The sequence below is a fragment of the Bacillus sp. 103mf genome (assembly GCF_900116295.1).
GTDB lineage: Bacteria > Bacillota > Bacilli > Bacillales > Bacillaceae_G > Bacillus_A > Bacillus_A bruguierae.
This window is the reverse complement of the sequence record NZ_FPAF01000021.1, coordinates 45,101-53,231: the sequence shown is the minus strand read 5'-3', so window position 1 is coordinate 53,231 and position 8,131 is coordinate 45,101. Positions and strand designations below refer to the sequence as shown.

The 8,131-nt window shown below is 37.0% G+C and carries 8 protein-coding genes; 2 read left to right on the top strand and 6 right to left on the bottom strand.

All coding sequences use genetic code 11. The features are described from left to right. Positions 1-153: 153 nt before the first annotated feature. The 6 genes from BM350_RS27755 to BM350_RS23965 all read right to left on the bottom strand — a co-directional run bounded on the left by BM350_RS27755 (position 154) and on the right by BM350_RS23965 (position 5,925). A complete protein-coding gene (locus BM350_RS27755; protein ID WP_170857765.1) occupies positions 154-390 on the bottom strand; it encodes a hypothetical protein in 237 nt (78 codons plus the stop codon). 277 nt (positions 391-667) lie between these two features. Next, on the bottom strand, positions 668-1,375 hold the full coding sequence (locus tag BM350_RS23985) for a ComF family protein (protein ID WP_090917997.1): 708 nt from the start codon (positions 1,373-1,375) through the stop codon (positions 668-670). After that, positions 1,375-2,721 carry an ATP-dependent helicase ComFA gene (locus BM350_RS23980; RefSeq protein WP_090917999.1) on the bottom strand — a complete coding sequence of 449 codons (1,347 nt, stop codon included), beginning with the start codon at positions 2,719-2,721 and terminating at the stop codon, positions 1,375-1,377. Before BM350_RS23980 ends, BM350_RS23985 begins: the two co-directional genes overlap by 1 nt. 129 nt (positions 2,722-2,850) lie before the next feature. Continuing rightward, the gene (locus tag BM350_RS23975) at positions 2,851-4,065 is read right to left on the bottom strand and encodes a C40 family peptidase (RefSeq protein ID WP_090918001.1); all 1,215 of its coding nucleotides are present in this window, start codon (positions 4,063-4,065) and stop codon (positions 2,851-2,853) included. A gap of 591 nt (positions 4,066-4,656) precedes the next feature. Then, complete coding sequence (locus BM350_RS23970; protein WP_020062835.1) at positions 4,657-4,971, bottom strand: winged helix-turn-helix transcriptional regulator; 315 nt, start codon at positions 4,969-4,971, stop codon at positions 4,657-4,659. A gap of 111 nt (positions 4,972-5,082) precedes the next feature. Then, positions 5,083-5,925 carry a DegV family protein gene (locus tag BM350_RS23965; RefSeq protein ID WP_090918003.1) on the bottom strand — a complete coding sequence of 281 codons (843 nt, stop codon included), beginning with the start codon at positions 5,923-5,925 and terminating at the stop codon, positions 5,083-5,085. A gap of 340 nt (positions 5,926-6,265) precedes the next feature. Between BM350_RS23965 and BM350_RS23960 the strand changes: the two genes are divergently transcribed. Then, positions 6,266-6,907, top strand: coding sequence for a YigZ family protein (locus BM350_RS23960; protein WP_090918004.1), 642 nt, complete (start codon positions 6,266-6,268; stop codon positions 6,905-6,907). Between the two features lie 23 nt (positions 6,908-6,930). Then, positions 6,931-8,127: an LCP family protein gene (locus BM350_RS23955; protein WP_090918006.1), complete on the top strand. Its 1,197-nt coding sequence runs from the start codon at positions 6,931-6,933 to the stop codon at positions 8,125-8,127. The last annotated feature ends 4 nt before the right edge of the window (positions 8,128-8,131 follow it).

Here is an 8,131-nt window from a genome sequence, read left to right as displayed (position 1 = left end):
GCCATTGCGATTGCCATAATGTTTCCTCCTCTGGTCTGTACATCAATTCATCTTTGCTATACAGATTATTTTTATAAATGATTGCTGAATAATGAACTTACATAAATGCTTTTAAAAGCTCTTGTACGAATGGAAGTAATCCACCTATAAATTTTAAAATTGCCATTGCGATTGCCATTTGATTTCCTCCTCTGGTCTGTACATCAATTCATCTTTGTTATACAGATTATTTGTATGATCATTTTTATAAATGATTGCTGAATATGAACTTACATAAATGCTTTTAAAAGCTCTTGTACGAATGGAAGTAATCCACCTATAAATTTTAAAACTGCCATTGCGATTGCCATTTGATTTCCTCCTCTTTTGTGGTATTACGATGTGTTTCATCTTTATACTCTTATCATAGTAAGCGCTTACATTTTTATCAATACATTTTAATATGCAATATTACATATTAAAATACGTTTTAAAAATAGTAACTACACCCAAGAATAAAAAGACGCCATCCTTTCTGCATATTTCTACAATAAGGATAGCGTTTTTTCGTTTTTGGGAACAATAAATTTCTTAACTTGATGGCGATGTGTTGTTCTCCCTATATAGAAACACTTTGAAAGCCCACTTGCGCCAAAATATATGAGTAAGAAGGAGACCAAATGAAAAATCAGCGGCATAACGTCAAAGACGAAACGTTCGTTGCACCTCTTTCGTAGAAGCATTGCGCCGCTTGACGCACCGTAATACCAGTTGTATACACGTCATCAATTAAGACAATATTCTTTCCATGAAAAGACTCTTCCGCCGTAAAATAAAAAGGCCGAGAACGTTTCAATCGCTCTGCTCTTGTTTTCTTACTTTGCTTCTCTGCATCACTTCTCATTAGAGATGTTTTCATCACCGGAATAGATAAACATGCCGCTAATAATTCTGCTTGATTAAATCCTCGTTCATATTGACGTGATAAGCTAAGCGGAATAGGAACAATACAATCATAATGCGAAAAATACTGCCGAAAAGCATTCGCAAAAGCAGCAGCAAATAGTTGCACAAGAGCCGCATCACCGCGAAACTTAAAACGAGCTAACACTTCTTTCATCCAATCATTATATACATAGACAGAACGATTTTTTACATACACATGCCGAAAAAACGAATCTTGCCTCCAGCGCAAACAATCCTGACAATACTCTCCTTTCTTATATTCATCTGCTAGACATTGAAACGATCTTCCGCAATCCGCACAAATATCTCCGATAATATAAGAAAATTTTTGTTCGCAGTATGTGCATACATATCTCTTATCTTGTTCAACAAAAAAAGAAAACCAGCTTGGCAAAGCAGAGACAACATCGTCGCAAAGAAGACAATGCATTAGTCAACTAACCCTTCTTGCTTCGCTCGTTTATTCATCATTTGAATTTGTTTTTTCGCCGCAACCATCGCCTCTGTCTTGCCGTAATGAAAATAAATGACATCTCCAAAAGGAGCATGACGACTGCGCCCTGCTCGTCCTGCTATTTGAACGAGTGCACTTTCTGAAAACACATGCTCTTCTGCCCCTAACACTGCCACTTGTAAATTCGAAATAGTAACGCCCCGCTCTAAAATCGTTGTCGTTACTAATAACGGAATCTCTCCTTTTCGAAACGAAGCCACTTTCTCTTTCCGCTTTGCATCTTCCGCATGTACACCCTCTATACGATGATCGATACATTTTAAAATAGAAACGATTTCTTCTACATAACAAACATGAGGAACAAATAAAAACATAGGATATTGTTTTTCTAAATAGATATGGAGCCACCGCAAAATGACGAGAGGTAAAGTTTTCTTTTCGATAGATTTTCGCCAATTACCACACCAGCGAAAAATAGGTACAGGGAGAGGATAACGATGATAGCGGGCCGGAATAATCACGCCGTTTTGTTTTCCGTTACGAAGCTTTCTCTGCCACTCTTTAGACGGCGTCGCTGTCAAATAAATAAACGAAGCGTTTTCCTTACTAGCAAAGCGAACTGCGTATTGCAGCGTGTCGTCCATTGAATAAGGGAAAGCATCAATCTCATCCACAATCATCACAGCAAACGCTCTATAATAACGGAGAAGTTGATGCGTTGTCGAAATAACAAGCTGCGCATTTTTAGATAAGTCGTCACTTCCCCCGTATAATGCACAAATTGAAACAGACGGGAACACTTCTTGTAAACGCGGATAAAGTTCGAGGACCACATCTGTCCGCGGCGTGGCAATACAAATCCGTTCTCCCCGGTGCAGCGCTTCTTGTATACCATAAAATAACATCTCTGTTTTCCCCGCACCGCACACGGCCCAGACGAAAAATGATTCTTTTCGCTCTACCGCCCAGGCAATTCCGTCTGCAGCCTTTTGCTGTCCTTCTGATAACTGACCGTTCCACTTCAAACAATTCGTGATCACTTTATTTTGTATAGGACCAGTCCAGCGAACGAGCTCTGTACACTCACTCACCCTTCCCATCATGATACATTTGCGGCAATACGCACATACTTTATCACAGCGATAGCATAAAAATGAAAAAAATAGTCGCCGCTCTTTATTTCCACAGCGCTGGCACATATAACGAGAGTTTTTCTTTACAACACCTTTTTCATAACGAATATAGCCTTCTCGCTCCAACTGATACAGTTCTTCTTTTGGTACAGATACTTCCTCTAACAATAATTGGCGACCCTCTAGCATCCTGCTCCCCCTTTCTGCTTTTACTATAAAAACATAGAAAGAGTTTGTAAAAAAGCAAAAAAGTCGATAACCTACTCTTAAAATAGTAAGCTATCGACTTTATACACGTAATTTATTTCATTAGAAATCTTAGAATCTACCGTATCCTAAGAAATGTTTTTGGTTGTAGCTGCTGCTCAAGCTAGAATATGCAATTCCGCTATCACCAGCGTGAATCATTTGTCCATTACCAGCATAAATACCGATATGAGATGGACCTGCTTTATACGTACCTTGGAAGAATACTAAATCCCCAGGTTGTGGATCGCTAATATGCTGAGTAGAATTCCAATATCCAGCTACATCTTGACGACCTACACCGTAAACGTAAGAAATGAAACCACTGCAATCAAATCCACCGTTAGATGGGCTTGCACTACCCCAAACATATGGCATACCAAGGTATTGCTGCGCTTTTCCAAGTATACCAGGAGTAGGCGCTGGTCCTGGAGATGGTGCTGGTACTGGTTTCGTATTAGAAGGAGGTTTAGCTTGTCCGTCACCATTATTTGCTGGTTGTTGTGCTGGTTGTGCCGGTTGCGCTGGTTGCGCTGGTTGCGCTGGTTGTGCTGCTTTCTCAGCTAAGCTTTGTAAATATAGAGCTTGTTTTTCTAAGTCTTTTAATTGACTCTCTGTGCTAGTCATTCCATTTACAACCGTTTGCATTTTTGCACTTAACTCATCTATTGCTGCTTGTTTTTTCGCTTTCTCAGTATCAAGCTCTTTTTTCGCAGTTTCAATTTTTGCTTGTGCTTCTTTTAAGTCTTTTTGTTTTTCTTTTATAAGTGCTACATCTTTTTTCACTTTAGCTTGATCATCTTGTTGCATTTTCATAATATCTTGGTCAGACGCAAGAATTTGTGAAACAGAAGTTAAACGATCAACTAAATCTGCAAGACTTTTAGAGTTTACAACTACTTCTGTTACAACGTTTGTGTTTGGTTTCTCTTGAAGAGAAACTAAGCGCTTTCTCAACAGTTCTTCACGTTGTGCAATTTTCGTTTGTAACTCTGCAATTTCTTTATCTTTTTGTTCAATTAGTTTTTGTGCTTCTTCTACTTGCTTTACCGTCTCAGCAAGTTTCGATTCGTTATCTTGAACAGACTTATCTAACTCTTGAATTTTCTTCTTTAATTCATCCATTTGTTTTTGGATTTCATCACGTTCTTGTTGTTGTTTATGTAAAGTGTCTTTTTGTTGTTGAATTTGTGTATTTACATCTTCAGCAAATGCGTTTGGTGTTACTACTGAAAACATCATAAATCCTGCAGCTAATGCACAAGATGCGATTTTTATTTTTTTCATTGTGTTTTACACCGCTTTCTTTTTTCTTATTTTCCCGAATTTATCTAATAAATTTATACCATAATTACCAATGTTTTTTTGTAATGTTACGCTTTTGTAAAAGAAATGTAATATTATGCTTGTAGTTTTTTGACACTTCCATTCTAATATTGTGTTTTTTTGTAGATAAGTAAAGAAATGGAGTGGTAATTCTTTTTCTTTTGTCGTATAATTTCAGTTCTTTTACAATTATGTAACACACTCAAACTCCCTTATTATTACATAGAATAATTTACCAGTCTACCTTTTTTTCTATTATTTTCATATAACATTTTAATTTTTCAACATATAATTCGCTGCTATGCACGGCCAAATACTTTCATCACCAGAAAAAATAAAAAGTGCAAGGGCACCGCCTTGCACTTTTTAGCAATAAAATTCCGAGTGATTCAACGACTAGTATGAAGCTCCCACTCATTACAATTTCACTTTATCCCGCATTAACGGGCAGTAAGACCCCCACCTCAAGATTCAGAGAGAAACGAGGAAGATGGGCGGGCTAACCATCAGTGGGAGATGAAAAAACTCTCCACTGATGGAAGTTTCACTTTATTAATGAACCCATTTCTCTGCCCATTTTTGTACTTCTTGCATGACACTCTCTAGCGCTTTCCCTTTATCCGTTAAACCATATTCAATACGTACTGGCACTTCTGGATAAACAGCACGCACAACAATTCCTTCACTCTCTAATTCCTTTAAGCGCTCTGATAACATACGATCGCTCATATTTGGAATAATATCAGCAATTTCGCGAAATCGTTTCGGTTCTTCTAATAATGATTTAATAATTAAACCTGTCCACTTTTTACTAAGAAGGGTAAAAGCAGACTCGAACTTTGGACATAAACACGGATTATGTTCCATATGTTTCACCTCACCTTTATTATAAAATAGTTTCTTATAAAAAGTAAGTAATAAAACTTATTTTTTATATTTTTACCCAAAAAAGCTCTCTACTTGAAAGAGAGCTTCATTTTATTTTGTATACCAACCTAATCCAAGTGAACCTTCACCTAAATGCGTCCCAATTACTGGTCCGAAATAACCGATTCGAAATTCAACATGCGGGTATATTTCTTTCAATTCCCGCTCCCATTCTTTCGCTTCTTCTTCTCGATTCGCATGAATAATAACAGCTTCCACCGGGACACCTTTACTTGCTTGTTCATCAAAGATTTCTACAATACGTTTTAATGCTTTTTTACGCGTACGGATTTTTTCAAATGGAATAATAACTTTATCACGGAAATATAATACCGGCTTTACTTGTAATAAACTTCCAATAAATGCTTGTGCACCATTTAAACGTCCACCCCGCTGCAAATGATGTAGATCGTCAACAACGAAGTACGCTTCTATTGTTTTCTTCATTTCATTAAAACGAGCAATAATCTCTTCTGGACTTTTTCCTTCACTCGCCATTTTTGCACCTTCACGTGCATAAAAACCTTGTACTTCACAGCTAATTTCTGAGTCATATGTATATACATCGATTCCTTCTACCATTTGACCCGCTGTCGTTGCCGTCTGATATGTACCACTAATGCCGCTAGAAAGATGTATGCTAATCACCGCATCATACTCTTTCCCTAGTTCTTCAAATAACTCAACAAACTTCCCGATAGCCGGTTGTGATGTCTTCGGCAGTTCTTCTTGGCCCCTGACTTTCTCGTAAAAATCTTCTGCTGTAATTTCCACTTCTTCTTGATAAGATTCATTTCCTAAAATAACATTCAAAGGAATCATATATATATTTAATTCTTCACGTACATGTTTTGATATATATGCCGTACTATCAGTTACAATAGCTATTTTCATTTTCGTACCTACCTTATAAACAGTTTTATTATTTATTGTACATGAAAATGGAAAAAGGTGCATTAACTGACGAAAAAACGAGAGGTTAAAATTATAAATACTATCTCACCAATTTACAATACAAAAATTCAAATTATAATAGAAATAGTTAAACTTCTACAAAAAAGATTTGAAACTCAAAACTAGCCCTTTTAGAATAAAAAGTGCTGATTATTTATCTTGTAAGTCCTTCACCTTCTAGGAAATGAAAAAAATTAAGATAGAATCAAAGTCCGATTTCATAGGATTAACGATCAGCTTGGGTCAAAGTTGCAATTTACAAAGATAGGAGCGTATATCATTGCTATTACAATATTTTACAGTAAAAGGGTATGGCGAACATGAAATAGCTATTCAAAAATCTCGCTTTATTTGCTATGTAAGCCGCGCAACAACAGAAGAAGAAGCACAAGAATTTATCCAAAAAATAAAAAAACAACATTGGAATGCAACCCATAACTGCTCCGCTTACTTAATTGGTGAACATGACCAAATCCAAAAAGCAAACGACGACGGAGAACCGAGCGGCACAGCTGGTGTACCCATTCTAGAAGTATTAAAGAAGCGGCACTTAAAAGATACTGTGGTCGTTATCACACGTTATTTCGGGGGCATTAAACTAGGAGCAGGCGGTTTAATTCGTGCATACGGGAAATGTACAAGTGAAGGTCTCAATTATGTCGGCATCGTTGAACGAAAATTGATGCGCGTCATGAAAACAAAAATTGATTATACATTGCTTGGAAAAGTTGAAAATGAACTACGCAACTCTATATATGCTATTAAAGACATACACTACTTAGATTACGTCACGTTCGATACATATGTGGTGGAAGATCAAAAACAATCATTTACAGAATGGATGATTGAAATCACAAATGGGAAATGTACAATTAACGAAGATGAGATGCTATATCTAGAACAAGATATAGTGCAACACTAATTTATACTTAAAGGAGATTATTTATGGAAGATCGTTATCGTCATCTCCAGAATAGAAGAACAAAAAAGAAAAGAAGACGCAGAGGACTTATATTCCTCTTTTTCGCTCTCCTTATTGGAGGCGGAGGAGTTTATGCTTATAATTCCTATTCTTCTTTAATGGGAATTTACAGCGGGTTGCAGCACGATAAATCTAAACTCCGTACAGAAGATGTAGAAATTACGAAAAAACCATTTAGTCTTTTAATTATGGGAATTGAAGATTATGCAACAGGCGGCGAAAATGGACGAACTGATTCCTTAATGTTTGCGACAATTAATCCAAATTCACAAAAAGTATCTTTAATGAGCATCCCGCGTGATTCACGTGTGACAATCGTGGGGCGTGATAAAAAAGATAAGATAAACGCAGCTCATGCCTACGGCGGAGAAAAAATGGCAAAAGACACGGTCGAAAACTTTTTAAAAGTACCTGTGGATCACTATGTAAAACTGGATTTTAAAGGGTTCAAAGGTATTGTCGATGCTGTTGGCGGCGTTACAGTGGATGTTCCGTTTGATTTTTGGGAACGATCTGATGTGAACTATTACAAAAAGATTGAGTTTAAAAAAGGACAACAGCATTTAAACGGAGAAGAAGCATTAGCTTATGTTCGGATGAGAAAGCAAGATCCAAATGGTGATTTTGGACGCGCCGCTCGTCAACGTCAAGTACTTGCAGCGGTCGTACAGGAGTTAAATTCAGCTTCTACTGTATTTAAAATAAATGATCTTGCAAAAGCAATTGGGAAATATGTCAAAACTGACATACCTGTATCCGATGGTCTTGCACTCTATAAGAAATTCTCTGGCTTTGATCCATCTAACATTCAAACCGTAAAATTGGAAGGCGAAGATACGAAAATAGATGGCATTTATTATTTCGTTCCAAACGAATTAAGCATTCAAGAAATTCGCCAGACCTTTATGCAAAACTTAGAACTTGAAGCACAAGCTCCTGCTCCGGATACGCAAAAACAACCTGAAACAAAAGAACCAGCTAAACCAGCTAATGGCTCAAATACAGACGAGGGAAAGCAAGAGCCACCTAAACCTGATCATAATTCAAATACACAGGCTGGAAAACAAGAACCAACTAAACCGAATCATAATTCAAATACACAAAAGACACCTCCATCCAATCATGAGTCAGATGAAGAATGGCAAATGTCCACACATTAAAAAA